The sequence below is a fragment of the Pseudomonas sp. GW821-FHT09C08 genome, from assembly GCF_059418125.1.
The window spans coordinates 77368-102979 of the sequence record NZ_JBWKPG010000002.1 but is presented as its reverse complement, the minus strand read 5'-3'; the positions used below and the strand labels follow the sequence as shown (position 1 = coordinate 102979).

Genomic DNA, 25612 nt, shown 5'->3' with positions numbered 1-25612 from the left:
CTTCGCATTGCCGCAGTTGCTGATTTCATTGGGTCGCTTGGCGAGTACGCTGTGTAACAAAGAGCTTGTCATGCCGAGCAGGCTTTTTGTAACAAGGAGCCTGTCGGGCCGAACACGCCTTGTGTGGCGAGCGGGCTTGCCCCGCGTTGGGCTGCGCAGCAGCCACAGTTCAATCGCCGCCGAGTGTCAGGGAGACCGGAATCGCAGGTTTCAGGGCCGCTTCGCAGCCCAACAGGCAAGCCCGCTCACCACAGGAAGCACGACTGAGCTTGGGCTGCGGTATCAGGCCTTGGCAGCTGCCAGAATCAGCGCCTTCATCTCGGCCACCGCACCTTTGAAGCCGACAAACAGCGCATGCGCCACCAGCGCATGGCCGATGTTCAGCTCGTTGATGCCCTTGATCGCAGCCACGGCCTCGACGTTGTGGTAGTGCAGGCCATGGCCGGCGTTGACGATCAGGCCTTCATTCAACCCGCAATTGACCCCGTCGATGATGCGTTGCAGTTCGTCGGCGACTTCGGTCGGCGTGGTGGCATCGGCATAACGGCCGGTGTGCAACTCGATGGCCGGCGCGCCGACGCGGCGCGACGCTTCGATCTGACGCTCATCGGCGTCGATGAACAGCGAGACTTCGCTGCCGATCTTCGACAGGCGCTCCACCGCGGCCTTGATCCGCGCTTCCTGGCCGGCGACGTCAAGGCCGCCTTCGGTGGTCAGTTCCTGGCGGGTTTCGGGCACCAGGCAGATGTGCGCCGGACGGATGCGCTCGGCGAACGCCATCATTTCTTCGGTGACGCCCATTTCGAAGTTCATGCGGGTTTGCAGCACGTCCTTGAGCAGCAGCACGTCGCGCTCCTGGATGTGGCGGCGGTCTTCGCGCAGGTGCACGGTGATGCCGTCGGCGCCCGCTTCTTCGGCGTCCAGCGCGGCCTTGACCGGGTCAGGGTAACGGGTGCCCCGGGCCTGGCGCAGGGTGGCGACGTGGTCGATGTTGACGCCAAGAAGAATGCGATTGCTGGTGGTCACGGAAGCGCTCCTGAAAAGGGAAAGAATCGGTGCACAGCATACACGGGGATGTCAGGGCTTTCGAAACAACTCGCGACTGACCAGCGGCCGTCCGCCCAAGTGCACGGCCAGTGCCTGGCGCATCAGGCGCTTGGCGGCGGACAAGGCGCCGGGGGCGGTCCAGTCGGCTTCGCTCATGGCCAGCAGCTCAGTGCCCTGGAACAGCCCCGGCTGCAGCAGGTACACGCGCTCCAGGCCAGCATCGACCTGGAGGCGGTACATGCCGTCGGCGGCGATGGGCTCGCCGTGCAGGTCGTTGGCCAGTTCGAAGCCGTAGCCGAGGTCATCCAGCAGGCGCCACTCGAAGGCGCGCAACAACGGCTCCAGCGGGCGTCCTTCGGCGAGGGCCAGCAAGGTGGCAGCGTAGTGATCGAAGACCGCGGGGTGCGGGTCTTCAGCGGGCAGCAGGCGGATCAGCAGTTCATTCAGGTAGAGGCCGCTGAAGAGCGCCTCGCCATTGAGCCAGGCGCTGGTGCCGACGCTTTCCATGCGGCCGACGTTCTTCAGCTCGCCCTTGCCGCGAAACTCCACGTCCAGCGCCACGAAGGGCCGCGCCAATGTACCCGCCTTGCCCCGCGCGCTGCGCAACACTGCGCGCAGGCGACCTTGGGGCGTGAGGAAATCCACCAGCGCGCTGGTCTCGCGGTAGGCGCGGCTGTGCAGGACGTAGGCGAGTTGGCTGGGAGGTGGGGATTGGGACATTGGGTTCTCGCTGACAAGCACGGTCTTGAAAACTGCGACTATCCAATGTGGGAGCGGGCTTGCTCGCGAAGGCGGAGTGTCAGTCGATACATTCATCGCTGATAGACCGTATTCGCGAGCAAGCCCGCTCGCACATTTTGACTTGCGGCGTTACCGAAGGCCGTTTACAGGTCGCCGTAGCCCAGCGAACGCAGTGCGCGCTCGTCATCGGACCAGCCACCCTTCACCTTCACCCACAGGTTGAGCATGATCTTGGAATCGAACAGCAATTCCATGTCCTTGCGCGCTTCAGTGCCGATGCGTTTGATGCGCTCGCCCTTGTCGCCAATGATGATTTTCTTCTGGCCGTCACGCTCGACGAGGATCAGCGCATGGATATGCAGGGTCTTGCCCTGCTGCTTGAACTCTTCGATCTCGACGGTGATCTGGTACGGCAGCTCGGCGCCCATCTGGCGCATGATTTTCTCGCGCACCAGTTCGGCGGCGAGGAAACGGCTGCTGCGGTCGGTGATCTGGTCTTCCGGGAAGAAGTGCTCGTTCTCCGGCAGGTGCTCGGCGATCACGCGTTCCAGGGCATCGAGATTATGCCCGTGCTGGGCCGAGATCGGGATGATCTGCGCGTTCGGCAGTTGTTCCTGCAGCCAGCTCAGGTGCGGCATCAGCTCGGCTTTGTCTTCGATGCGGTCGGTCTTGTTCAGCGCCACGATCAACGGGCCGGTGACATACTGCACACGCTCGAGGACCATCTGGTCTTCGTCGGTCCACTTGGTGCGGTCGACCACGAAGATCACCACGTCGACGTCTTTCAACGCCGCCGAAGCGGTCTTGTTCATGTAGCGGTTGAGGGCTTTCTCGCCGCCTTTGTGCATGCCCGGGGTGTCGACGTAGACCGCTTGCACGTTGCCTTCGGTCTTGATGCCCAGCATGTTGTGGCGGGTGGTCTGCGGCTTGCGCGAGGTGATCGCGAGCTTCTGGCCGAGGATGTGGTTCAGCAGCGTGGACTTGCCCACGTTGGGGCGGCCGACGATGGCAACATAGCCACAGCGTGTTGCGGTTGAATCAGTCATGGCCATTCTCCACGCCCAGGGCAATCAGTGCTGCAGCGGCCGCTACCTGTTCGGCAATACGACGGCTCACACCCTGACCTCGGCTTTTTTCATTCAATAAGGTGATTTCACATTCCACGAAGAACACGCGGCAATGCGGTTCACCCTGGATATCCACCACTTCGTAGCGTGGCAGTTCGCACCCGCGCGACTGGAGGAATTCCTGCAGGCGGGTCTTGGGATCTTTGTTGGTGTCGACGAGCGTGAGGCTTTCGATCTCGGAGGTCAGCCACGCGGTGACGCGCTCCTTGGCCGCTTCCATGCCGGCATCGAGGTAGATCGCGCCGATCAGCGCTTCGAGGGCATCGGCGAGGATCGATTCACGCCGGAAACCGCCACTCTTCAACTCGCCGGACCCCAGGCGCAGGTACTCGCCCAGGCCGAAGCCACGGGCCAGCACCGCCAGGGTCTCGCCCTTCACCAGGCGCGCACGCAGGCGCGACAGCTGGCCTTCACGGGCTTGTGGGAAGCGCTCGAACAGGGCTTCACCGGCGACGAAATTGAGGATGGCATCACCGAGGAATTCCAGGCGTTCGTTATTACGCCCGGCAAAGCTGCGGTGTGTAAGGGCAAGGACCATCAATTCCTGGTCCTTGAAGGTGTAGCCGAGCTGACGCTCGAGACGGCTTAAAGAAACGCTCACGGTTTACCCATATCTGTTTGGTGGCACCGGCGGCCATCGACGATTGACGCAGTGTTCAAATTCAAATCCTGGTTGGTGCTGCATGAGGCGGGACCGATTTGTCCCAACCCCAGAAAAGCATTCGGCGCTGTGTTCACAGCGCCGCCTGTATTACTTGATCAGCCCGACCCGCGAGAAGTTCGGCAGGTGGCTGAGCTTGGGTTCCGGCCAGCTCATCCAGACCGCGAAGGCCTTGCCGACGATATTCTGGTCGGGAACCATGCCCAGCAGGTCCTTGGGTATGGTGGGATCATCCCAGTAGCGGCTGTCATTGGAGTTGTCACGGTTGTCGCCCATCATGAAATAGTGCCCGGCCGGCACTTTCCACTCACCATCAGGCTGGGCACGGTAGCGGCTCATTTCCTTGCGGATTTCGTGCTCTACCGCACCGAGTTTTTCTTCGTACAGCTCAGCGCTGCCCAGGCTGTTCGGTTCGGAACCGATCAACTTCTCGGCCACCGATTCGCCGTTGATGAGCAGGCGCTTGTCGCTGGTGTAGCGAATCACGTCGCCCGGCAGGCCCACTACACGCTTGATGTAGTTGACGTTCGGATCGCTCGGATAGCGGAACACCATCACGTCGCCGCGCTGCGGATCACCGATCTCGATGACCTTCTTGTCGATCACCGGCAGGCGGATCCCGTAGGAAAACTTGTTCACCAGGATGAAGTCGCCGACATCCAGGGTGGGTTTCATCGACCCCGAAGGGATCTGAAACGGTTCCACCAGGAACGAACGCAGCACCAGCACGATGAACAACACCGGGAAGAACGACTTGCCGTATTCAACCAGCAAAGGCTCTTTGTTCAGCTTCTCGATAACCACGCCATCGGGCTGGCTGACGCTGCCCTGATAGGACGCGATAGCCGCCCGCCGACGCGGGGCGAAGAACACCAGATCGAGCAACGCCAAGAGACCGCAAACGGCAACGGCGATGACCAGCAACAGCGGGAAATTTAGCGACATAGGACCTAACTATCCAACCTGAGCACCGCAAGGAAGGCTTCTTGTGGAACTTCCACGTTACCCACTTGCTTCATGCGTTTTTTACCGGCCTTTTGCTTCTCAAGCAGCTTGCGCTTACGGCTTACGTCACCGCCGTAGCATTTGGCCAGTACGTTCTTTCTGAGAGCCTTGACGGAGGTCCGCGCAATGATCTGCCCGCCGATGGCGGCCTGGATCGCGACGTCGAACATCTGGCGCGGAATCAGTTCTTTCATCTTCTCGGTCAACTGGCGACCTTTGTAGTGCGCGTTGTCCTTGTGCACGATCAGTGCAAGGGCATCTACCTTGTCGCCGTTGATCAACACATCCAGTTTCACCAGATTAGCCGATTGGTAACGATCGAAATGGTAGTCCAGCGAAGCGTAGCCGCGACTGGTGGATTTGAGGCGGTCGAAGAAGTCCAGGACCACTTCGTTCATCGGCATGTCGTAGGTCACTTGCACCTGGGTACCGAGGAACAGCATGTCGCGTTGTACGCCACGCTTTTCGATACACAGGGTGATGACGTTGCCCAGGTGCTCCTGCGGAACCAGGATATTGGCCCGCACGATAGGCTCGCGCATGTCTTCGATTGCCGACAGATCCGGGAGCTTGGACGGGTTGTCGACGTAAATCGTTTCACCGGTTTTCAGCAACAGCTCAAAAATAACCGTCGGTGCGGTGGTGATCAGGTCCAGGTCGTATTCGCGCTCGAGGCGCTCCTGGATGATTTCCATGTGCAGCATGCCCAGGAACCCGCAGCGGAAGCCGAAGCCCAGGGCGTCGGAGCTTTCCGGGGTGTACTGCAACGACGAGTCGTTGAGGGTCAGCTTCTGCAGGGCTTCGCGGAAATCCTCGAAGTCATCGGAGCTGACCGGGAACAGGCCGGCATAGACCTGTGGCTGAATGCGCTTGAAGCCCGGCAGCACATCGACGTCCGGCGTCGAGCTGAGCGTCAGCGTGTCACCTACCGGCGCGCCGTGGATGTCCTTGATACCGGCGATGATGAAGCCCACTTCACCGGCTTTCAGATCAACGGTCGCAGTGTGCTTGGGGTTGAACACACCCACGCTGTCCACCAGGTGGATCTTGCCGGTGGACTTGACCAGGATCTTGTCGCCCTTCTTCACGCGGCCATGGCGCACGCGGACCAGGGACACAACGCCCAGGTAGTTGTCGAACCAGGAGTCGATGATCAGCGCTTGCAGCGGATCTTCGTAGTTGCCGGTCGGCGCGGGAATGGTCTGCACCAGGCGCTCGAGCACTTCGTCGACACCCAGGCCGGTCTTGGCGCTGCAGGTGACGGCGTCGGTGGCGTCGATGCCGATGATCTTCTCGATCTCTTCCTTGACGCGCTCGGGCTCGGCCTGCGGCAGATCGATCTTGTTCAGCACGGGCATGACTTCCAGGCCCTGCTCGATAGCGGTGTAGCAGTTGGCAACCGACTGCGCTTCAACGCCCTGGCCGGCGTCGACCACCAGCAAGGCACCTTCACAGGCCGCCAGGGAACGGCTGACTTCATAGGTGAAGTCGACGTGGCCCGGGGTGTCAATGAAGTTCAGCTGGTAGGTGATGCCGTCTTTGGCCTTGTAATACAGAGTAACGCTGTGGGCCTTGATGGTGATCCCGCGCTCGCGTTCGAGGTCCATGGAGTCCAGGACCTGGGCTTCCATTTCACGCTCGGCAAGGCCGCCGCACATCTGGATGAATCGATCGGCCAGCGTCGACTTGCCATGGTCAATGTGGGCGATGATGGAGAAATTGCGGATATGACTCAAATCACTCACGGATCAACACTCAAAAAGGCTGCAGGCAGATTGCCCGCTGAAAAATAGCCGGGAATTGTACCTGATGCTCAGGCCAGGCGTCATCTTTGCTGACCAGAACAAAAATGCCCCGATCTCGCGAGCGGGGCATTTTTTGTTCATAAGCGCGGCATCAACCGGCGCGGCGCAACAGCCAGAACCCAGCCAACGCGCAGATACCGGTCGGCACCAGCACCGCAAACAGGGGCGAGAACCCGAACACCAGGCTCGACGGGCCCAGCAGGTCCTGGGCAATCCGGAAGGTGAAGCCGACCAGCACGCCGGTAAACACGCGCTGGCCGAGGGTGACCGAACGCAGCGGGCCGAAGATGAACGAAATCGCCATCAGTACCAGCGCGGCGGTGACCACCGGCTGCAACACCTTGACCCAAAACGCCAGCCAGTAGCGGCCGTTGTTCAGGCCCTGGTCCTTGAGATAGTGGATGTAGCCCCACAGGCCGGAGATCGGCAGGCTTTCGGGGACCATCACCACGGTGTTGAGCAATTGCGGCTTGAGGGCGATATCCCACTCCTCGCTTGGCACATTGATCACTTCGGTGCTGGCCTTGGTGCCTTGGCCGATATTGCGGAAATAAGTCGTGGTGACGTCGCTCAGTTGCCACTTTTCATCGCCGTACTGCGCACGTTTGGCGAAGCTGGACGCCAGCAAGTGACGTTCCTTGTCGAACGTGTAGCGCGTGACCCCGATCAACAGGCCGCCCGGCTGCACGGCGTTGATGTGGATGAACTCATCACCCTGGCGGTGCCACAGGCCATGCTTGGAGCTTTGCGCATCGCCCGAGCCCTGGGCCAGGGCGCGGTTGGCCTGGGCCGTGGTTTCAGCCGGTGGCGCGACGTATTCGCCGATCAGCACACTGCACAGCATCAGCAGCAGCATGGGCTTCATCACCGCCCAGACGATACGGCCGATGGACACCCCAGCGGCCCGCATGATGGTCAGTTCGCTGTTGCTGGCCAGGCTGCCCAGGCCGATCAGGCAGCCGATCAGCGCGGCCATCGGCATCATGTCGTAGAGGCGACGCGGTGCGGTGAGGGCGACATAGCTCAGCACGTCCCACACGGTATAGGTGTCGCTGACGTTGCCGACTTCATCGATGAAGGCGAACAACGAGGCCAGGCCCAGGATGATGCCCAATACCGCCAGGATGGCGATCAGTACGCTGCTACCAATGTAGCGATCGAGCTTAGCCACGAGCCAACTCCTTCTGGCCACGACGGCTCATCATTTTCAAGCGTATAGGTTCCCAATACAGCAGCCCCAGGCCGATCACCAGGAAGATACCGTGCACCCACCACAGGCCAAGGGTCGGCGACAGCTTGCCTTTCTCCAGGGAGCCACGGGCGGAAATCAGGATGGTCAGGTAAGCCATGTACAGCAGGATCGCCGGCAACAGCTTGAGGAAACGGCCCTGGCGCGGGTTGACGCGCGACAGCGGCACGGCCATCAAGGTCACGATGAACACCAGCAGCGGCAGGGAAATCCGCCATTGCAGCTCGGCGATCGAGCGCAGCTCCTTGCTGCCGAACAGGTCGGTGGTGGGGATGGCGTCGCGGTCAGTGACTTCGTCGCTGATGTCCGGACGAGCCAGCATCACGCCATAGGTGTCGTACTTGATCGCGCGATAATCCGCCATGCCCGGGCTGCCATCGTAGCGATAGCCATTCTCCAGGATCAGGTAGCGGCTGCCGTCCGGACGGACTTCCTGGCGGCCGGAATCGGCTACCAGCACGGAAATGCCGCGGTCTTTCTTGTCCTGGCCCAAGCGCTTCTCAGAGATGAAGACACCGCCCAGGTTGGCGCGGTCGTCGGTCAGGGTTTCGGTGTAGGTCACCCGTGAACCGTCGTTCAGGGCCTGGAAACGGCCAGGTTCGAGGGTGTCGAACTCGGTCATCGCGTCCTGCTTGTTCAGCACCAGCTGGAACTGCATGGCGCCTTGCGGGGCCAGGCTCAGGCTCAACCAGGCCACGATCAGCGCGACCCCGGCGGCCGGGATCATGGTCATGCCCAACAGGCGCTGCTGGCTCATGCCGGTGGCGGAGAGCACGGTCATTTCGCTTTCAAGGTACAGGCGGCCGTAGGCCAGCAGGATCCCGAGGAACAGGCCCAAGGGCAGGATCAGCTGCAGGAACCCCGGCAGGCGAAAGCCCATGATCAGGAACAGCGAGCCTGGGTCCAGGGCGCCGGAGGCAGCCTGGGCCAGGTATTTGACGAAACGACCACTCATGATGATGACCAGCAACACCGCACTCACGGCACTCAGGGTCAACAGGACTTCGCGGGACAGATAACGGAAGACGATCAAACCAGACACTCCAGGGTTGTCAGGCTAAGGCGGCCAAACAAGCAGCATACCGAGTCAGCCCGTTTACAGCGGGCCGGCTAAAAAGATGGCGCATTATCCTGTGATTGACCGCGCCTGTCACTGCGCAACCTCATGCACATGCACAAAGCACGTGGCAAGGGTTGTCAGGCTCCGCCGGCGAGGTTCAAACTGCGGCCTTTGTCGCGGGCGGCTTACACCGCTGCCCAGCCTTAAAGCCGGCGTACAGACGTACGGCTCTCAGACCTTTATAAGGGACCCGAAAATGGAATTGGTTGTAAAAAGCGTTAGCCCCGAAACGTTGAAAACCGCCACCCTCGTGGTCGCCATCGGCGAAGGCCGCAAGCTCGGCGTCGCCGCCAAGCAACTCGACGAACTCAGCGGCGGTGCGATCAGCGCCGTGCTCAAGCGCGGCGACCTGGCCGGCAAAGTCGGCCAGAGCCTGCTGCTGCAAAGCCTGCCCAACCTCAAGGCCGACCGCGTATTGCTGGTGGGCGTGGGCAAGGACACCGAGCTCGGCGACCGTCCATTCCGCAAGATCATCAGCAGCATCCTCAGCACCCTCAAGGGCCTGGGCGGCAGCGACGCGGCACTGGCACTCGACGAAATCGTCGTCAAGGGCCGTGACAGCTACGGCAAGACCCGCCTGCTGGCCGAGACCCTGGTAGACGGCGGTTACATTTTCGACCAGTTCAAGAGCCAGAAAGCCGAACCGCGCGCCCTGAAGAAAATCACCCTGCTGACCATCAAGGCTGCCCAGGCTGAAGTCGAGCGCGCCGTGACCCATGCCCAGGCCATCGCCAACGGCATGTCGTTCACCCGCGACCTGGGCAACCTGCCGCCGAACATCTGCCACCCGACCTACCTGGGCGAACAGGCCAAGGCGCTGGGCAAAGAGTTCAAGGGCCTCAAGGTCGAAGTGCTGGACGAGAACAAGATCAAGGAACTGGGCATGGGCTCGTTCTATGCCGTGGGCCAGGGCAGCGACCAGCCGCCACGCCTGATCGTGATGCAATACAACGGCGGCAAGAAGTCCGAGAAGCCTTACGCCCTGGTGGGTAAAGGCATTACCTTCGACACCGGCGGCATCAGCCTCAAGCCGGGCCTGGGCATGGACGAGATGAAGTACGACATGGGCGGCGCCGCCAGCGTCTTCGGCACCCTGCGCGCCGTGCTCGAGCTGAAGCTGCCGATCAACCTGGTGTGCATCCTGGCCTGCGCCGAGAACATGCCGAGCGGCGGCGCGACCCGTCCGGGCGACATCGTCACCACCCTGAGCGGCCAGACCGTCGAAATCCTCAACACCGACGCCGAAGGCCGCCTGGTGCTGTGCGACGCACTGACCTACGCCGAGCGCTTCAAGCCACAGGCCGTGATCGACATCGCGACCCTGACCGGCGCCTGCGTGGTTGCCCTGGGCGCCCACACTTCGGGCCTGCTGGGCAACAACGACGAGCTGATCGAGCAACTGCTCAGCGCCGGCAAGGCTGCCGACGACCGTGCCTGGCAATTGCCGCTGTTCGATGAGTACCAGGAGCAACTGGACAGCCCGTTCGCCGACATCGCCAACATCGGCGGCCCGAAAGCCGGCACCATCACCGCGGCCTGCTTCCTGTCGCGCTTCGCCAAGAACTTCAACTGGGCGCACCTGGACATCGCCGGCACCGCCTGGACCAGCGGCGGCAAGGACAAGGGCGCCACCGGCCGTCCGGTGCCCCTGCTGACCCAGTACCTGCTGGATCGCGCCAAGGCCTAAACGCAACCCCTGCGCAGGAGCCGGCTTGCCGGCGATGGCTGCCTTGAAATCGTCACCAGACTCAAGGGCCTCATCGCCGGCAAGCCGGCTCCTGCAAGGGGTATGCGCATGCCCAGGAACTGTAATGACCCAAGTCGACTTCTATATATTGCCCAGCGCCGATCCCTCCGCGCGCCTGGACTTTGCCTGCAAACTCACCGAAAAAGCCTGGCGCATGGGCCACCGCATCTACCTGCATTGCAGCGACGCGACCCAACGCGATGAACTCGACGCCCGCCTCTGGCGCTTCAAGGGTGAAAGCTTCGTGCCGCACGGCCCCGCCGAATCAGAACCCGAAGGCCTGATCGTCCTGGGCCTGGGCGACAGCTGTGGCGATCACCATGACCTGCTGGTCAACCTGGACCTGAAAGTGCCGCCCTTTGCCAAGGCATTCGCCCGCGTGGCGGAAGTGGTGGTCGAAGATCCGGCTATTCGTCAGGCCGCGCGGGAGAGTTTCCGCTTCTACCGCGAACAGGGCTATCCTTTGCAAGATCACCGGCTACAACGACTTTGAGCACATGATGGACACTCCAAACCCTATAAAAAAAGACGACCACCTGCTGGACGACCTCGAGTCGATCCGTCAGTTGCTGGGTGATGATGACTTGCAACCGCCGCTGCTGACCGAATCGGTCAATGGCGAGGTACAGATTCCGCTGTTGTTCGACATGGTCGGTGGCAAACCTGCCGCAGCTGAGCCGGTTGCGGCGCCTGTCGCGCCAGCCGCCCCCGTTGCAGAGCCTGTCGCCGAGAAGTCCCCGGACGCCTTGTTGCTGCACCTGGACAACGAACTGCGCGCCGCCGCGCAATTGATCATGCAAGACGTGATCGACGACTTTGCCCCGCATATCGAGACCGAGATCAAGCGCCGGCTGGATGCGCGCATGGAGCGGCTGATCGCCGCGGCCACAAGCAACTAGCTTCAAGCCTCCAGCTGCAAGTCAGAGCACCGCGATCAACTTGCAGCTTGTCGCTTGTAGCTTGCAGCTGCTCCCCCCCGCTATACTTGTCGGCTTTCCTGAATTAATGCCAACTAGGGTCCCGCCGCGCATGGATAAGACCTACCAACCGCACGCTATTGAAACTTCCTGGTACCAGACCTGGGAGTCCGAGAATTATTTCGCTCCGCAAGGCGCGGGCGATTCCTACACCATCATGATTCCGCCACCGAACGTCACTGGCAGCCTGCACATGGGCCATGGCTTCAACAATGCGATCATGGATGCGTTGATCCGTTTCCGCCGCATGCAGGGCCGCAACACCCTGTGGCAGCCCGGCACCGACCACGCCGGTATCGCCACCCAGATGCTGGTGGAACGCCAACTCGAAGCCACCGGCCAGAACCGTCACGACCTCGGTCGCGAGAAATTCCTCGAGAAGATCTGGGAATGGAAAGACCAGTCCGGCGGCAACATCAGCCGTCAGATCCGTCGCCTGGGTTCGTCCGTCGACTGGAGCCGTGAGCGCTTCACCATGGACGACGGCCTGTCGGAAGCCGTGAAAGAAGCCTTCGTGCGCCTGCATGAAGACGGCCTGATCTACCGCGGCAAGCGCCTGGTCAACTGGGACACCAAGTTGCACACGGCGATTTCCGACCTCGAAGTGGAAAACCACGACGAGAAAGGCTTCCTGTGGAACCTCAAGTACCCGCTGGCCGACGGCGCCAAGACCGCTGAAGGCAACGACTACCTGATCGTCGCCACCACCCGTCCGGAAACCATGCTCGGCGACGCCGCCGTGGCCGTTAACCCAAACGATGAGCGCTACCAGGCACTGATCGGCAAGTTCGTCGAGCTGCCGCTGGTCGGCCGCCGCATCCCGATCATCGCGGATGATTACTGCGACCCGGAATTCGGCACCGGCTGCGTGAAAATCACCCCGGCCCACGATTTCAACGACTACGAAGTCGGCAAGCGTCACAACCTGCCGCTGCTGAACATCTTCGACAAGAACGCCGCTGTCCTGCCGGCCTGCCAGGTGTTCAACCTCGACGGCACGCTGAACGACAGCATCGACGGCAAGATCCCGGCCGAATACGCCGGCCTCGACCGCTTTGAAGCACGCAAGCAGATCGTTGCGGCCTTTGATGCCGCCGGCCTGCTGGTCAGCGTTGACGACCACGGCCTGAAAGTCCCGAAAGGCGACCGCTCCGGTACCGTGATCGAGCCGTGGCTGACCGACCAGTGGTACGTGTCGACCAAGCCGTTGGCTGAGCCGGCCATTGCTGCCGTGGAAGACGGCCGTATCCAGTTCGTGCCCAAGCAGTACGAAAACATGTACTTCTCGTGGATGCGCGACATCCAGGATTGGTGCATCAGCCGTCAGCTGTGGTGGGGCCACCGCATCCCGGCCTGGTACGACGAGTCGGGCAAGGTCTATGTCGGCCGCGACGAAGCCGAAGTGCGTGCCAAGCACAACCTGGGGGCTGACGTTGCGCTGCAACAGGACAACGACGTCCTGGACACCTGGTTCAGCTCGGGCCTGTGGACCTTCTCGACCCTGGGCTGGCCGCAGCAGACCGAATTCCTGAAGAAATTCCACTCCACCGACGTGCTGGTCACCGGCTTCGACATCATTTTCTTCTGGGTTGCCCGGATGATCATGCTCACCATGCACCTGGTGAAGAACGAGGACGGCACGCCGCAGGTACCGTTCAAGACCGTGTACGTGCACGGCCTGGTGCGTGATGGCCAGGGCCAGAAGATGTCCAAGTCCAAGGGCAACGTCCTGGACCCGCTGGACATCATCGACGGCATCGACCTGGAAACCCTGGTGCAGAAACGCACCTCGGGCCTGATGCAGCCGAAACTGGCGAAGAAGATCGAGAAGCAGACCCGCGACGAATTCGCCGACGGCATCGCCAGCTACGGCACCGATGCCCTGCGCTTCACCTTCTGCTCGCTGGCGTCCACCGGTCGCGACATCAAGTTCGACATGGGCCGCGTCGAAGGCTATCGCAACTTCTGCAACAAGATCTGGAACGCCGCGCGCTACGTGCTGGACAAGGGCGAAGACTGTGGCCAGAACGGCGAAGCCTATGAGCTGAGCCTGGCTGACCGCTGGATCATCTCGCAGCTGCAGCGCACTGAAGCCGAAGTGACCCGCCAACTTGACCAGTTCCGTTTCGACCTGGCCGCACAAGCCTTGTACGAGTTCATCTGGAACCAGTATTGCGACTGGTACCTGGAACTGTCCAAGCCAGTGCTGTGGGACGAAAACGCGCCGGTCGAACGCCAGCGTGGCACCCGTCGCACCCTGGTACGCGTATTGGAAGTGGCGCTGCGCCTGGCGCACCCGTTCATGCCGTTCATCACCGAAGAAATCTGGCAGCGCATCGCGCCGCTGGCCGGTATCGACGGCAAGACCATCATGCTGCAGCCTTGGCCGGTGGCCAATGAAGCACGCATCGATGAAGCCGCCGAAAGCGACATCGAGTGGCTCAAGACCCTGATGCTCGGCACGCGCAACATCCGCGCCGAAATGAACATCGGGCCGGGCAAGCCACTGGCCGTGTTCGTCAAGAACGCCAGCGCCGAAGACCAGCGTCGTCTCACCGAGAACGACGCTCTGCTCAAGAAGCTGGCGAAACTGGAGTCGATCACTGTGTTGGCCGACGGAGCCGAAGCACCACTGTCCGCCACCGCGCTGGTGGGCGACATGGAAGTGCTGGTGCCGATGGCCGGCCTGATCGACAAAGGTGCGGAACTCGCACGTCTCGACAAGGAAATCCTGCGCCTGCAAGGCGAAGTGCAGCGGGTGGGCGGCAAGCTGTCCAACGCGGCATTCGTCGACAAGGCGCCGGCCGAAGTGATCGAGAAGGAACGCGCCAAGCTGGCCGAGGCTGAGCAGGCCCTGGGCAAGCTGGCGGAGCAACATGCGCGGATTTCCAGCCTGTAAGGGTGCGAACCGTGTGAAAAAAAGGGACCTTCGGGTCCCTTTTTTTTGCCTTGAAAACCCAACAAATGTAGGCGCTGGCCTGCCGGCGATAGCATCACCTGGGTGTGGCGGATAGACCGAGTCGCCAGCATCGCAGGCAAGCCAGCGCCCAGATTTGAACGAGTTGGCCTCAGGATGTGTGACAATGCCCACCACTTTGAGCCAACACCAGAATCAACATGACCGCCCCCAGCACGCCAAAACCTCCGCGCAAGAAGCCTAAAACCGCCACCCCGGCCAAGCCCGTGGTACCGCGCAAAGAGGCCACCCTGCACCCGCGCAACCGCCACACAGGCCGTTACGACTTCCCGGCGCTGATCAAGACCACGCCGGAACTGGCGCAATTCGTGATCATCAACCCGTACGGCAAGGAAAGTATCGACTTCGCCAGCCCAGACGCGGTGCGAGTGTTCAACCGCGCGCTGCTGAAAAGCTTCTATGGCATCCAGCACTGGGACATCCCGGCCGATTACCTGTGCCCACCGGTGCCGGGGCGTGCCGACTACGTGCACTTCCTCGCCGACCTGCTGGCCAGCGGCAATGACGGCAAGATCCCGCGCGGTTCGATCGTCAAGGTGCTGGACATCGGCATGGGCGCCAACTGCGTCTACCCGCTGATTGGCTACATGGAGTACCGCTGGAACTTCCTCGGTTCGGAGGTCGACCCTACCGCCGTGGCCGCCGCCAAGGCCATCGTGCAGTCCAACGACCTGAGCAAGGTCATCCAGCTGCGCCAGCAAACCAACCCCAAGCAGATCCTGCTGAACCTGCTGGAGCCGGGTGAGCGCTTTGACCTGACCATGTGCAACCCGCCGTTCCACGCATCCATGGACGAAGCCACCAAGGGCAGCGAGCGCAAGTGGCGCGCCCTGGGCAAGGCGGACCCCAAGCGCAAGTTGCCGGTACTGAACTTCGGCGGCCAATCGGCGGAGTTGTGGTGTGAAGGCGGCGAGGCGCGGTTTGTGACGCAGCTGATTGCCGAGAGTGCGCATTTTGCCCACAAGGTGTTGTGGTTCAGCACACTGGTGTCAAAAGCGTCGAACTTGCCCGCGATCGAGACAGCCCTGAAAAAAGCCGGCGTGCTGGAAAGCCAGGTGGTGGAAATGTCCCAGGGGCAGAAGCAAAGCCGCTTCGTGGCCTGGACCTTCCAGACCAAGAACGAACAGCAGATCTGGCGCCAGCGCTGGGTTCGCTAGGACCGGCAACAAATCGCAGGCAACAAAAAACCGTGCCCGGATCGCTCCGGAGCACGGTTTTTTTTGCTGCGTCTTACTTGTTAACAGCGTCGGTCAGGCCTTTGGCCACAACCAGCTTGATAACTTTCTTGGCAGCGATTTCGATGGCAGCGCCAGTCGAAGGGTTACGGCCAGTACGGGCAGGACGCTCGGTCACTTTCAGTTTGCCAACGCCTGGCAGAGTGATTTCGCCGCCGTTTTCCAGCTGGTCAGCAACAACTTGGCTCAGTTGGTCCAGCAGAGCGCGCACGGTAGTTTTCGGTGCGTCTACTGCTTCAGCCAGGTCAGCGATCAGTTGGTCTTTAGTAATAGCCATTGTGGTGTTCCTTCCCTATCAAATTCATATGGATTGCAGAGTGCAGTGTCAGCCGTCGAGCCTGGCCGTCATGGCCTGGCACCCCCGGCTATAACCACGGAGATCGGGGTTATAGATGCTTGAAACGGGGATTGGTTCGACCTGACAGATGCTGAATGCACGCTTATCGCCGAGACTTGGCGTAAGACGGGGCAAAACTAGCACAGAGACGGGGAAATATCCGCTTCTACCTACCCATTTGGTCAGCTTTATCGCTCTAAACCGTGAAAAAAAGGCATATGCCCCGTCGGAGAGCCCGCAAAATGCCCTTCGACAGGTGTCTTGGCCAATGGGTGCGGTACACTGGGCGACTTTTCGGGGAGGCCAACCGCTCCCCGCTCAACCAGCCGAGAAGCCTATGCCGATCCGTCATTGCATCGTCCACCTGATCGACAAAAAACCCGACGGCACACCCGCAGTTCTCCACGCCCGCGACTCCGAACTCGCCGAGTCGGCCGCCATCGAGAACATGCTTGCCGACCTCAACGAGAGCTACAACGCCAAACAAGGCAAGGCCTGGGGTTTCTTCCATGCCGAGTCCGGCGCGCACCCGTTCAGCGGCTGGTTGAAGGAATATTTCGACGGTGGCCAGGATTTCACCACCTTCAGCCGCACCGCTGTCGAGCACCTGCAAAAGCTGATGGAGGAGTCCAACCTGTCCACCGGCGGCCACGTGCTGTTTGCCCACTACCAGCAAGGCATGACCGATTACCTGGCCATCGCCCTGTTGCACCACAGTGAAGGCGTGGCGGTGACCGACGAGCTGGACGTGACCCCCTCGCGCCACCTCGACCTGGGCCAGTTGCACCTGGCGGCGCGCATCAACGTCTCCGAGTGGCAGAACAACAAGCAGTCCAAGCAGTACATCTCGTTTATCAAAGGCAAGAACGGCAAGAAGGTCTCGGAGTACTTCCGCGACTTCATCGGCTGCCAGGAAGGTGTCGACGGCCCGGGCGAGACGCGCACCCTGCTCAAGGCCTTCAGCGACTTCGTCGAAAGCGAAGACTTGCCGGACGAGTCCGCCCGCGAGAAAACCAAGACCCTGGTCGATTACGCCAGCAGCCAGGCCAAGCTCGGCGAGCCGATGGGCCTTGAAGAATTATCGGGTTTGATCGATGAAGATCGGCCAAAGGCGTTCTACGACCACATCCGCAACAAGGACTACGGCCTGTCGCCGGAAATCCCGGCGGATAAGCGCACTCTCAACCAGTTCCGCCGTTTCACCGGACGCGCCGAGGGCCTGTCCATCAGCTTTGAAGCGCACCTGCTGGGCGACAAGATCGAGTACGACGAAGCCGCTGGCACCTTGATCATCAAGGGCCTGCCAACGCAACTGACCGATCAGCTCAAGCGCCGTAACTGATGCTCGGCGGGGTTTTCAAGAAAGTCCTGCTGGTGTTGCTGGTGGTCGTGGTGATCCAGAACTGGGGCAAGATCGAGCGGGTGTTCAACCCTTCGCAGGTGGCACCCGAACACCTGCGTGAGTCGGCGCAGGTGGTGCTATACACCACGGAGTGGTGCGGCTACTGCAAGCAGATTCGCCGCTTCCTCGACCAGAAAGCCATTCCCTACCAGGCGTTTGATATCGACAAGGACGCCCAGGCCCGCAAGGCGTATGAGGCGCTGGGCGGCGGCGGAATTCCGTTTGTGGCGGTGAACGGCACGCTGATCCGCGAGTACAGCCCCGAGAAAATCATGGCGGCGCTGACTCAGTAATCAGCGCACCACGATCATCCGGCCCAGCAGCTGGTGCTGTTCAAACCCCAGCACCGCCTGCAAGGCATTCAAAACGGCTTGCGGGTCCTTGCTCGGGAAACTGCCGCTGACGCGCTTGGCGCCCATCTCTTCGTTGAGCAACAGGATGCGGCCTGGGTAGTAGCGGCCCAGATCCTTGAGCACGTCCGCCAGCGGCGCCTTGTAATAGTTGAGCCAGCCGTCGCGCCACGCCAGGCGTGACTCGCTGTCGACCGCATGCAGGGGCTCTGCGATGCCATCGGCGTAGGCCACTTGCTGGCCTGCCGTCAGTATTTGCTGCTGGCCCTGCTTCGACGGCGTCACCCCAACCCGCCCCGACAACACCGTTACCTGGGCCCCCGCCGGTTGCAGGCGCACTTCAAACTGCGTGCCCAACACCCGCGCCTCGCCACTGCCCGCCCCCACGACAAACGACTCGCCGGTGTGGGTCACGCGGAAAAATCCTGCGCCTCGACGTAGCTGGATATGCCGCTCGCCGTGGCTGAAATCCACAGCGATGGCGCTGTCGGCATCCAGGGTTACCTGGGATTGATCAGCCAGGGTGACGGTCTTCACCTCGCCTGGCGCGGTCACGTAGTCGGCGCCGAAGTCATCGACCCAGCGCGAAGGCTGCCAGCCAGCGCCCAACGACACCATCACCAGCAAGCACGCGGCCATGGCCATGGCGCCGGACCAGCGCAGCACTCGCGAACGCGTCGGAGTGTTCATCGCATTCAGGTAGCCCTGCAGCGCCAGGGCGTCTTCGTCCGCCAGCTTGCGCGCTGGCACTTCGCTCAGTTCCCACAGGACCTGGGCCTGGGAATAGGCCTCGACGTGCGCGGGGTCGGCGCGCAGCCAGCGGCTGAACGTGGCCTGGTCGCCGCTGCTGGGCTGATCATGCAGCAGGCTCAGCCAGGCGAGAGCGGCCTGTTCCTGGTCGGGCGTGGGGCTGGCGTTCACGGTGCTTTCCCTGGCGTGCGTGGGGGTGAGGGTTCGCGAAGGCTGGCCTTGCAGGCTTCGAGGGCACGCATCATATGTTTTTCCACGGCACTTTGGGACAGGCCCATCGCCTTGGCGATCTGTGCGTATTTGCGGCCATGGATGCGGTTGAGCAGGAAGATCTGTCGGGTGCGCTCCGGCAAACTGCGCAGCGCGGCCTCGACATGGCGCAGGTCATTGCCCGCTTCCAGTGCAGCCTGCGGTTCGCAGCCCTGGTTATCCTGCTGTTCGGGCAACCAGCCCTCGCTGCTGCGCAGCCGCGCGCCTTCGCTGCGCAAGTGGTCGATGGCGATGTTGCCGGCGCAGCGCAACAAGTAGGTGCTGAGTTCTTCGACCTGCACCAGCGGCCGGCGCCAGAAACGCAGGAACAAGTCCTGCACCAGGTCGGCCGCCGTCGCACGGCAGCCGACGCGGCGGCTGACCAGGGCTTCCATCTGCGAACGCTGGGACAGGAACACTTGCAGAAAATGCGCACGCCCGCCCGCCGCTTCAGCGTGCTGGCTGTCCTGGGATTCGGGCGGCGTGCTGATCATCATGGCTGGGGCTCAGAGGGTGGCGAAGGCCGCGACGGGGCTGGCCAGCAGTCCGACACCCGCCAGGATCAAGGCCAGCCTTGGCCGATACGGCAACAACAGCACCAGCAGCAGTGCGCTGAGCATCAACACGGCGCACCACTCGACAAGGCCCTGGCCCCAACCGGCGATGCTCACGGCCGGCCAGATCGACACACTCAACAGCAACCAGCCGATCACCCGCAGCCCCACACGCCGTTGCGGCGAAGGCTTGCTGTGGAGCAATTCGCCATGATGACGGTCGGTGGACAGGCACAAGGCAGTGAAACCGGCGTAGCACATCAACAGGGCGAGCAGCATCAGTTCGCCTCGCGCTTGAGGGTCATCGGGCGCGCACGTTCGGCCTTGGCCACGGGCGCGGTGCGGTGTTGCATCTTCCAGGCAGCCCAGGTCAGGAACACGCCGCTGGCCAGGCAAGTCAGGTCGAAACCGGCCATGGCCCAGTCGCCAGTGACCAAGGACACACCCAGGTGGCTGGACGTGGTCAGTGCGTTGAGCACAGGGATGGCAACAAACAGCAGCGCGCCAACACTCAACTGCTCGACCCAACCCTGGCGGCCGCGACGCAGGATCGCGTGCAACAGACTCAAGCCCCAGGCGATGAAGAAGGTTTGTACTTCCCAGTCGGAGCGTTCGGCGAAGCTCACCGGCAAGAGGCGATTGGCCCAGAAAAATGCCGCGATCGCGATCATCAGCCCGGACATGCTGGCCATGTTCAGCACTTCGACCAGGCGCAACTCAAACGGCATGACCGAGGCCTTTGCATGCTTGAGCTGGCGCTTGCCCAGCCAGATCACCAGCCCCGTGCCGATCATCGCCGTGCCTGCCAGGCCACAGATGAAGTACAACCAGCGCAGCACCGGGCCGGCGAAATGGCCCATGTGCAGGCCGTAGAAACTGCCGCCGATCACCGCCGGCAGCGACTGCTCGCCGCTCACCCGCAGCAGCTCGCCGGTGCTGCCGTTGAACGACACGGTGCTGCCGAAATCATGGACCACGCGGTCGGAGCCGGCGCGGAACACATTCACCGACGCGTTGACATCACCGGGGTTATTCACCGCCAACCGCCCGACATGACCGCCCGCCCACTGCGCCCGCGCTTGCTCGTACATCGGCACCAGCGGCAGCAGTTCGGCCGGCTGGCCCAGCGCGGGCGCATTGTTGGAGGCCGGGAACACCTCATTGAAAAAGGCACGGGTGTCATTGCCATAGGAGGCCAGGATCGGCGCCGGCATGACCAGGCTCATGAAAATCACCAGGCTGCTGTAGGTGATCATCAAGTGGAACGGCAGCACCAGCACCCCGACCGCATTGTGCCCGTCGAGCCAGGACCGCTGGCCTTTGCGGGGGCGGAAGGTGAAGAAGTCCTTGAAGATTTTCTTGTGGGTGATGATGCCGGTGATCAACGCGACAAACATCACCATCGCGGCAATCGTCGACAACCAGCGTCCCCAGGGATGAGGCATCTGCAGCTGGAAATGGAAACGATAGAAGAACTCGCCGCCCATGCTTTCGCGGGCCTGCACTGCCTGGCCGCTGACCGGGTCGAGGGTTTTCTGGATGAAGTTGCCACGCTTGCCGGGGTCGACCTTGTCTTGCCACATCACCGACAGGCCGGGGTCACGGCTGTCGGGCAAGGTGATGAACCAGCGCGCGGCGGACGGCGCCACCTGCTGCAGGTAGGTTTGCGCCACGCTCAGGCTGCGCGCATCGTCCAGCGGATGCGCCTGCACTTCAGGCTGCATCCAGTGGCTGATCTCATCCTTGAAATACGACAAGGTGCCGGTCAGGAAAATCGCGAACAGCAACCAGCCAAAGATCAAGCCGGCCCAGGTGTGCAGCCAGGCCATGGCCTGGCGAAATCCCTCTTTCATGTGCGTGTCATCCAGAACCCCACACCCGCCAGGGTGGCAAACGCCGCACTCGGCAACATCACGCCGAACCAGGCGCGCGCGGCACTGCGACAGGCGAAACACCAGAGCACCGCCAGCAGATAGAACACAAATGAACTCATCATCCCGGTGATCACCGCATCGGCGCGGCTGGTGGGCATCCACAGCGCCAGGCAGATACTGGCGAGCGAAGCCATCAGGTAGCCGCCGACCACGGCAGCCAGCACGCGGGAGGTCACGGCAAGACGATAAGAGACAGGCAGCGAGGTTTTGCTTTTCATGCGGGAGGCGCCAGGTTCATCAGCGCGCAATATTAATGATAAATATTCTCATAAGCAAAACAGAACGGATGAATCACCTGCCCAGGCCGATTGCCGAAGCCGTTCTTGCGCCCTACAATGCGAACAATTCTTGTTCTCTAAAGTGCATGGGTGCTTGTGGAGTGTCTTCGTTGAGCCCGTCCCACACCGTCGAAGTGTTGTACCACGACCATCACCACTGGCTCACCGGCTGGTTGCGACGCAAGCTCGGCTGCCCGGAAAGCGCCGCCGACCTGGCACAAGACACGTTCATCCGCGTGCTGACCGCCCGGGAAGCCCCCACGCTGATCGAACCGCGCGCATTCCTCACCACCGTCGCCAAGCGCGTGCTGTTCAATTTCTACCGCCGCCAGGACCTCGAGCGCGCCTACCTCGATGCTTTGGCGCAAATGCCTGAGCACGTGGCGCCGTCGGAAGAAGAACGCGCGATCATCCTGCAGACCCTGATTGAACTGGACCAGTTGCTCGACGGCCTGCCCGTGCAGGTCAAGCGTGCATTCCTGCTGGCCCAGCTCGACGGCCTCACCTACGCCCAAATCGGCGCGGAGCTGGGCATCTCCATTGCCACCGTCAAGCGCCACCTGAATAAAGCAGCGATGCGCTGCTACTTCGCCCTATGAACTTCTCGACCCAGGTTGCCGAACAAGCCGTGCATTGGCTGATGGAAATGCAGCAAGGCGCACTCAACCCGCGCCAGCAGGCGGCCTGGCAGCATTGGCTGAATGCCCACAGCGAACACCAGCGCGCGTGGGACCATATCCAGCGCGTCAACCAGCGCCTGCGCGGCATGCCCTCGCCATTGGCGCACGCAGCGTTGAACGCGCCGACGTCCACCAGCCGGCGCCAGGCACTGAAGTTGCTGTTGATCCTGGGGGCTGGCTCGGCGGCGGCCTGGAGCCTGCGCCAGCAACATATCCTGCCACCGCTGACGGCCGATTACCGCAGCCCCGTCGGCCAGCGGCGCAAGGTGAAACTGGCCGATGGCAGCCAGTTGCAGCTCAATACCGGCAGCGCGGTGGATGTACATTTCGATGGCCAGCAACGGCTGATCCGCCTGCTCGAAGGCGAGATCCTGCTGACGGGCAGCGCCGGCGCGACACCGCTGCACGTGCTGACCGGCCAGGGCGTGCTCAGCAGCCAGGCAGCGCGCCTGAATGTGCGCCAGTTCAACGACCACACCCAAGTGGCGGTCTTCAGCGGGCGCGTCGAGGTGATGCCCAATCACTACAGCGGCCTGCCGCTGACGGTCGAGGCCGCACGCCAGGTCAACTTTACCCGCAAGGGTTGGGACACCCCGCGCGCCACCGACGCCAACAGCGGTGCCTGGGCCGATGGCATGCTGATGGCCGCGCACATGCGCCTGGAGGACTTCCTCGCCGAACTGGGCCGCTACCGCCGTGGCCAGGTCAACTGCGACCCGCAAGTCGCCAATTTGCTGATTTCCGGCAGCTACCCGCTGGACGACAGCGAGCGCATTCTCGACCTGCTCGAAATCAGCCTGCCGGTGAAAGTGCGGCGCTTTACCCGCTATTGGGTGACCGTGCAGGCACGCGCCTGAAATTATTTTCAATCCCAGTGAGCCGTTTTCCACACCTCGCGTGACAGAGAAGGAAAGCCACCTTGATCCTTCCTTCTCAGGACCGCTCGTCATGCCCCAGCAACCCACCCTTCTCGCCCGCACCCTGCGCCAACTCCTGCTCGGCGCCAGCCTCGGCCTGACCGTGCTGCCACCGGTAATGGCCGCTGACGCCAAGCCCTACCACATCGCCCCGGCGTCGCTGGAGGCGGCACTGAACCAGTTTGGTCGTGAAGCCGGCGTGCTGATTTCCTTCGGTTCCGAAGTCACTGCGGGCATGCAGAGTCGTGGGTTGTCGGGCAATTACGGCGCCGCTGACGGCCTGCAGAAACTCCTCGAAGGCACGGGCCTGCAAGCACGTGCCGAAGGCGACAATGCCTACAGCCTGCAACCGGCCAACGCCCCGGCCAGCATTGAACTGGGCACCTCCAGCGTGGTGGGCGACTGGCTCGGCGATGCAGCGCAGACCAACGTATTCGAACATCCCGGCGCCCGCGACGTGATCCGTCGCGAAGAATTCGAACGCCAGGGCGCGACCCAGGCCCGTGATGTGCTCAACCGTATTCCCGGCGTCAATGCTCCGGAAAACAACGGCACCGGCAGCCATGACATGGCGCTGAACTTCGGCATTCGTGGCCTCAACCCGCGCCTGGCCTCGCGTTCGACCGTGCTGATGGACGGCATCCCGGTGCCATTCGCGCCGTATGGCCAGCCGCAACTTTCGTTTGCACCGATCAGCATGGGCAACATGGACGCGGTGGACGTGGTGCGCGGCGGCGGCGCCGTGCGCTATGGCCCGCAGAACGTCGGCGGCGTGGTCAACTTCGTGACCCGCGCGATTCCCGATGCGCCAACCGTCAAAGGCGGCCTGCAGACTGAAACCAGCCCGTCCTCCAGCCACGACGGGTTCAAGACCACCGGCAATTTGCTCGCCGGCGGCACTGCCGACAACGGCCTCGGCGGCGCGATCCTGTACTCCGGGACCCGTGGCGGCGACTGGCGCGAAAACAGCAATACGCGCATTGATGACCTGATTCTCAAAGGCAAATACCAGCTCGACGACGCCAACAGCTTCAACGCCATGGCGCAGTACTACGAAGGCCAGGCCGATATGCCTGGGGGGTTGAACGTCAAGGACTACAAGGCCGACCCCTACCAATCCACCCGTCCCTACGACAAGTTCTGGGGCCGGCGCACTATGTTCAATGCCGGCTACCGCTACCAGGAAGATCGCCGCGAATTCACCGCCAACACTTTCTTCACCACCACCTTGCGCAACGGCTACCTGGACCAGGGCAACTTCCTCTCGCTGTCGCCACGCGAATACTGGGTGCGCGGCCTGGAAACGCGCTTCGCCCAAGGCTTCGACCTCGGCCCGACCAGCCACGAAGTGGGCATCGGCTACCGCTACATCAACGAAGCCGGCCACGAATTGCGCTACCGCACACCGATCGCCGCCAACCAGCAGATCCCCACCACCGACAGCCGCAACGACCGCGACACCCGCGGCAGCACCGAGGCCAACGCACTGTTCCTCGATGACCGGATTGATATCGGCAAGTGGACCATCACCCCGGGCGTGCGCTACGAAATGATCAAGTCCGAGCAGACCGACCACATCAACAACCTGAACTACAAAGGTGACTACAACACCGCACTGCCCGCGTTGAACGTGCTCTATCACCTCACCGACAGCTGGAACCTCTACGCCAACACCGAAGGTTCGTTCGGCAGCGTGCAATACAGCCAGATGGCCAAGCGCGTGCCCAAGGGCGAAGTGCAACCGGAAAAGGCCCGCACCTGGGAACTCGGTACCCGCTACGACGACGGCACCTTGCGTGCAGAGATCGGCGCGTTCCTGATCAACTTCGACAACCAGTACGAAAGCAACCAGACCGATGACTCGGTGATCGCCCGTGGCGAAACCCGCCACCAGGGCATCGAGACCAGCGTCAACTATGCACTCGACGGCCTGAGCCCGGCGCTGGCGGGGTTTGATGTGTACGCCACCTATGCCTATGTCGACGCCACCATCCGCGAAGACGGCCCGAACAAAGGCAACCGCGTGCCCTTCTCGTCCAAGCACAAAGGCACCCTCGGCGTGGGCTACACCGAAGGCCGCTGGAAGCTCAACCTGGACAGCAGCTTCCAGAGCAGCCAGTTCGCCGACAACGCCAACACCGAGGCCGAAAGCGCCAACGGTGCCACCGGTCGCATCCCCGGCTACATGCTGTTCAGCAGCCGCGCGGCGTATGACTTCGGCCCGCAACTATCGGACTTGAACGTGGCCGTCGGAGTGAAGAACATCTTCAACACCCAGTATTTCACCCGTTCGTTCGACGACAACAACAAGGGCAAGTATGTCGGCGAGCCGCGTACGGTATACGTGCAAACGTCTATCGCGTTCTGACTGCCGTCAGAGAACAAAGCCCACGCGGGCTTCCCGTGGCAAGTAGGCTTGATGTGGCAAGCACGCTTCCTGTGGCGAGCGGGCTTGCCCCGCGTTGGGTTG

General features: G+C 62.1%; 24 protein-coding genes. 10 read left to right on the top strand and 14 right to left on the bottom strand.

Translation table 11 applies throughout. The annotated features are described in order from the left end of the window. Window positions 1–282: 282 nt before the first annotated feature. The 8 genes from pdxJ to lptF all read right to left on the bottom strand — a co-directional run bounded on the left by pdxJ (window position 283) and on the right by lptF (window position 8668). Window positions 283–1026: a pyridoxine 5'-phosphate synthase gene (pdxJ, locus tag AC07OJ_RS07090; RefSeq protein WP_065906925.1), complete on the bottom strand. Its 744-nt coding sequence runs from the start codon at window positions 1024–1026 to the stop codon at window positions 283–285. Between the two features lie 51 nt (window positions 1027–1077). Then, window positions 1078–1767: a DNA repair protein RecO gene (gene recO / locus AC07OJ_RS07085; protein ID WP_106805066.1), complete on the bottom strand. Its 690-nt coding sequence runs from the start codon at window positions 1765–1767 to the stop codon at window positions 1078–1080. A gap of 164 nt (window positions 1768–1931) precedes the next feature. Then, complete coding sequence (gene era / locus AC07OJ_RS07080; RefSeq protein ID WP_016978271.1) at window positions 1932–2834, bottom strand: GTPase Era; 903 nt, start codon at window positions 2832–2834, stop codon at window positions 1932–1934. After that, a complete protein-coding gene (gene rnc / locus AC07OJ_RS07075; RefSeq protein WP_016978270.1) occupies window positions 2827–3516 on the bottom strand; it encodes a ribonuclease III in 690 nt (229 codons plus the stop codon). The genes era and rnc overlap by 8 nt, the downstream gene beginning before the upstream one ends. A gap of 150 nt (window positions 3517–3666) precedes the next feature. Then, a complete protein-coding gene (gene lepB, locus AC07OJ_RS07070) occupies window positions 3667–4521 on the bottom strand; it encodes a signal peptidase I (protein ID WP_065906928.1) in 855 nt (284 codons plus the stop codon). Between the two features lie 5 nt (window positions 4522–4526). After that, entirely contained in the window at window positions 4527–6326 is a 1800-nt protein-coding gene (gene lepA, locus AC07OJ_RS07065; RefSeq protein WP_028618986.1) for a translation elongation factor 4, read from the bottom strand. A gap of 151 nt (window positions 6327–6477) precedes the next feature. Next, window positions 6478–7557 carry an LPS export ABC transporter permease LptG gene (gene lptG, locus AC07OJ_RS07060; protein ID WP_065906929.1) on the bottom strand — a complete coding sequence of 360 codons (1080 nt, stop codon included), beginning with the start codon at window positions 7555–7557 and terminating at the stop codon, window positions 6478–6480. Then, window positions 7550–8668, bottom strand: coding sequence for an LPS export ABC transporter permease LptF (gene lptF / locus AC07OJ_RS07055; protein WP_016978267.1), 1119 nt, complete (start codon window positions 8666–8668; stop codon window positions 7550–7552). The genes lptG and lptF overlap by 8 nt, the downstream gene beginning before the upstream one ends. Window positions 8669–8951: 283 nt before the next feature. Between lptF and AC07OJ_RS07050 the strand changes: the two genes are divergently transcribed. From AC07OJ_RS07050 to rlmF, 5 genes are all read left to right on the top strand, one after another. Next, the gene (locus AC07OJ_RS07050; RefSeq protein ID WP_495094294.1) at window positions 8952–10442 is read left to right on the top strand and encodes a leucyl aminopeptidase; all 1491 of its coding nucleotides are present in this window, start codon (window positions 8952–8954) and stop codon (window positions 10440–10442) included. Window positions 10443–10566: 124 nt separating this feature from the next. After that, complete coding sequence (locus AC07OJ_RS07045) at window positions 10567–10995, top strand: DNA polymerase III subunit chi (protein ID WP_106805068.1); 429 nt, start codon at window positions 10567–10569, stop codon at window positions 10993–10995. Window positions 10996–11002: 7 nt separating this feature from the next. Continuing rightward, window positions 11003–11401, top strand: coding sequence for a DNA polymerase III subunit chi (locus AC07OJ_RS07040; protein WP_495005046.1), 399 nt, complete (start codon window positions 11003–11005; stop codon window positions 11399–11401). Between the two features lie 130 nt (window positions 11402–11531). Next, the gene (locus AC07OJ_RS07035) at window positions 11532–14378 is read left to right on the top strand and encodes a valine--tRNA ligase (protein ID WP_120447697.1); all 2847 of its coding nucleotides are present in this window, start codon (window positions 11532–11534) and stop codon (window positions 14376–14378) included. Window positions 14379–14596: 218 nt separating this feature from the next. Continuing rightward, on the top strand, window positions 14597–15613 hold the full coding sequence (gene rlmF / locus AC07OJ_RS07030) for a 23S rRNA (adenine(1618)-N(6))-methyltransferase RlmF (RefSeq protein ID WP_065906937.1): 1017 nt from the start codon (window positions 14597–14599) through the stop codon (window positions 15611–15613). Window positions 15614–15686: 73 nt separating this feature from the next. On the opposite strand, the gene AC07OJ_RS07025 is transcribed toward rlmF, so the two are convergent. Beyond that, the gene (locus AC07OJ_RS07025; RefSeq protein WP_003188840.1) at window positions 15687–15968 is read right to left on the bottom strand and encodes an HU family DNA-binding protein; all 282 of its coding nucleotides are present in this window, start codon (window positions 15966–15968) and stop codon (window positions 15687–15689) included. A 397-nt stretch (window positions 15969–16365) separates the two neighbouring features. Here AC07OJ_RS07025 and yejK point away from each other — a divergent pair, with 397 nt between their 5' ends. Beyond that, window positions 16366–17370 (top strand): nucleoid-associated protein YejK, encoded by a 1005-nt coding sequence (gene yejK, locus AC07OJ_RS07020; protein ID WP_010212893.1) that lies wholly within the window; start codon window positions 16366–16368, stop codon window positions 17368–17370. Continuing rightward, a complete protein-coding gene (locus AC07OJ_RS07015) occupies window positions 17370–17723 on the top strand; it encodes a glutaredoxin family protein (RefSeq protein ID WP_213552962.1) in 354 nt (117 codons plus the stop codon). Before yejK ends, AC07OJ_RS07015 begins: the two co-directional genes overlap by 1 nt. Here AC07OJ_RS07015 and AC07OJ_RS07010 read toward each other — a convergent pair whose 3' ends face one another. From AC07OJ_RS07010 to AC07OJ_RS06990, 5 genes are read right to left on the bottom strand one after another with little or no spacing between them, the layout of a single operon-like run. Continuing rightward, window positions 17724–18701, bottom strand: a complete 978-nt coding sequence (locus AC07OJ_RS07010) for a FecR family protein (RefSeq protein WP_495094293.1) — start codon at window positions 18699–18701, stop codon at window positions 17724–17726. It lies immediately after the preceding gene. Next, entirely contained in the window at window positions 18698–19276 is a 579-nt protein-coding gene (locus tag AC07OJ_RS07005; RefSeq protein WP_495094292.1) for an RNA polymerase sigma factor, read from the bottom strand. Before AC07OJ_RS07005 ends, AC07OJ_RS07010 begins: the two co-directional genes overlap by 4 nt. A 9-nt stretch (window positions 19277–19285) precedes the next feature. Beyond that, the gene (locus tag AC07OJ_RS07000) at window positions 19286–19612 is read right to left on the bottom strand and encodes a DUF3325 domain-containing protein (protein ID WP_282397812.1); all 327 of its coding nucleotides are present in this window, start codon (window positions 19610–19612) and stop codon (window positions 19286–19288) included. Next, a complete protein-coding gene (locus tag AC07OJ_RS06995; protein ID WP_120447692.1) occupies window positions 19612–21186 on the bottom strand; it encodes a PepSY-associated TM helix domain-containing protein in 1575 nt (524 codons plus the stop codon). The genes AC07OJ_RS07000 and AC07OJ_RS06995 overlap by 1 nt, the downstream gene beginning before the upstream one ends. Beyond that, entirely contained in the window at window positions 21183–21485 is a 303-nt protein-coding gene (locus tag AC07OJ_RS06990) for a DUF3649 domain-containing protein (RefSeq protein WP_065906949.1), read from the bottom strand. Before AC07OJ_RS06990 ends, AC07OJ_RS06995 begins: the two co-directional genes overlap by 4 nt. A gap of 170 nt (window positions 21486–21655) precedes the next feature. Between AC07OJ_RS06990 and AC07OJ_RS06985 the strand changes: the two genes are divergently transcribed. The 3 genes from AC07OJ_RS06985 to fecA all read left to right on the top strand — a co-directional run bounded on the left by AC07OJ_RS06985 (window position 21656) and on the right by fecA (window position 25510). Beyond that, window positions 21656–22144, top strand: coding sequence for a sigma-70 family RNA polymerase sigma factor (locus AC07OJ_RS06985; protein ID WP_120447691.1), 489 nt, complete (start codon window positions 21656–21658; stop codon window positions 22142–22144). Continuing rightward, on the top strand, window positions 22141–23082 hold the full coding sequence (locus tag AC07OJ_RS06980; protein ID WP_495094291.1) for a FecR domain-containing protein: 942 nt from the start codon (window positions 22141–22143) through the stop codon (window positions 23080–23082). The genes AC07OJ_RS06985 and AC07OJ_RS06980 overlap by 4 nt, the downstream gene beginning before the upstream one ends. 91 nt (window positions 23083–23173) lie before the next feature. Then, on the top strand, window positions 23174–25510 hold the full coding sequence (fecA, locus tag AC07OJ_RS06975; protein ID WP_213552968.1) for a TonB-dependent Fe(3+) dicitrate receptor FecA: 2337 nt from the start codon (window positions 23174–23176) through the stop codon (window positions 25508–25510). Window positions 25511–25612: the final 102 nt, after the last annotated feature.

What these genes read in the sequence shown, in the direction of transcription:
- AC07OJ_RS06995 (WP_120447692.1), bottom strand. Translation starts at nt 21,186, where the DNA reads ATGAAAGAGGGATTTCGCCAGGCCATGGCCTGGCTGCACACCTGGGCC.
- AC07OJ_RS07015 (WP_213552962.1), top strand. Translation starts at nt 17,370, where the DNA reads ATGCTCGGCGGGGTTTTCAAGAAAGTCCTGCTGGTGTTGCTGGTGGTC.
- AC07OJ_RS07040 (WP_495005046.1), top strand. Translation starts at nt 11,003, where the DNA reads ATGGACACTCCAAACCCTATAAAAAAAGACGACCACCTGCTGGACGAC.
- lepB (WP_065906928.1), bottom strand. Translation starts at nt 4,521, where the DNA reads ATGTCGCTAAATTTCCCGCTGTTGCTGGTCATCGCCGTTGCCGTTTGC.
- AC07OJ_RS07005 (WP_495094292.1), bottom strand. Translation starts at nt 19,276, where the DNA reads ATGATGATCAGCACGCCGCCCGAATCCCAGGACAGCCAGCACGCTGAA.
- fecA (WP_213552968.1), top strand. Translation starts at nt 23,174, where the DNA reads ATGCCCCAGCAACCCACCCTTCTCGCCCGCACCCTGCGCCAACTCCTG.
- AC07OJ_RS07025 (WP_003188840.1), bottom strand. Translation starts at nt 15,968, where the DNA reads ATGGCTATTACTAAAGACCAACTGATCGCTGACCTGGCTGAAGCAGTA.
- AC07OJ_RS06990 (WP_065906949.1), bottom strand. Translation starts at nt 21,485, where the DNA reads ATGAAAAGCAAAACCTCGCTGCCTGTCTCTTATCGTCTTGCCGTGACC.
- yejK (WP_010212893.1), top strand. Translation starts at nt 16,366, where the DNA reads ATGCCGATCCGTCATTGCATCGTCCACCTGATCGACAAAAAACCCGAC.
- recO (WP_106805066.1), bottom strand. Translation starts at nt 1,767, where the DNA reads ATGTCCCAATCCCCACCTCCCAGCCAACTCGCCTACGTCCTGCACAGC.
- AC07OJ_RS07000 (WP_282397812.1), bottom strand. Translation starts at nt 19,612, where the DNA reads ATGCTGCTCGCCCTGTTGATGTGCTACGCCGGTTTCACTGCCTTGTGC.
- rlmF (WP_065906937.1), top strand. Translation starts at nt 14,597, where the DNA reads ATGACCGCCCCCAGCACGCCAAAACCTCCGCGCAAGAAGCCTAAAACC.
- AC07OJ_RS07035 (WP_120447697.1), top strand. Translation starts at nt 11,532, where the DNA reads ATGGATAAGACCTACCAACCGCACGCTATTGAAACTTCCTGGTACCAG.
- era (WP_016978271.1), bottom strand. Translation starts at nt 2,834, where the DNA reads ATGACTGATTCAACCGCAACACGCTGTGGCTATGTTGCCATCGTCGGC.
- AC07OJ_RS07045 (WP_106805068.1), top strand. Translation starts at nt 10,567, where the DNA reads ATGACCCAAGTCGACTTCTATATATTGCCCAGCGCCGATCCCTCCGCG.
- AC07OJ_RS06980 (WP_495094291.1), top strand. Translation starts at nt 22,141, where the DNA reads ATGAACTTCTCGACCCAGGTTGCCGAACAAGCCGTGCATTGGCTGATG.
- AC07OJ_RS07050 (WP_495094294.1), top strand. Translation starts at nt 8,952, where the DNA reads ATGGAATTGGTTGTAAAAAGCGTTAGCCCCGAAACGTTGAAAACCGCC.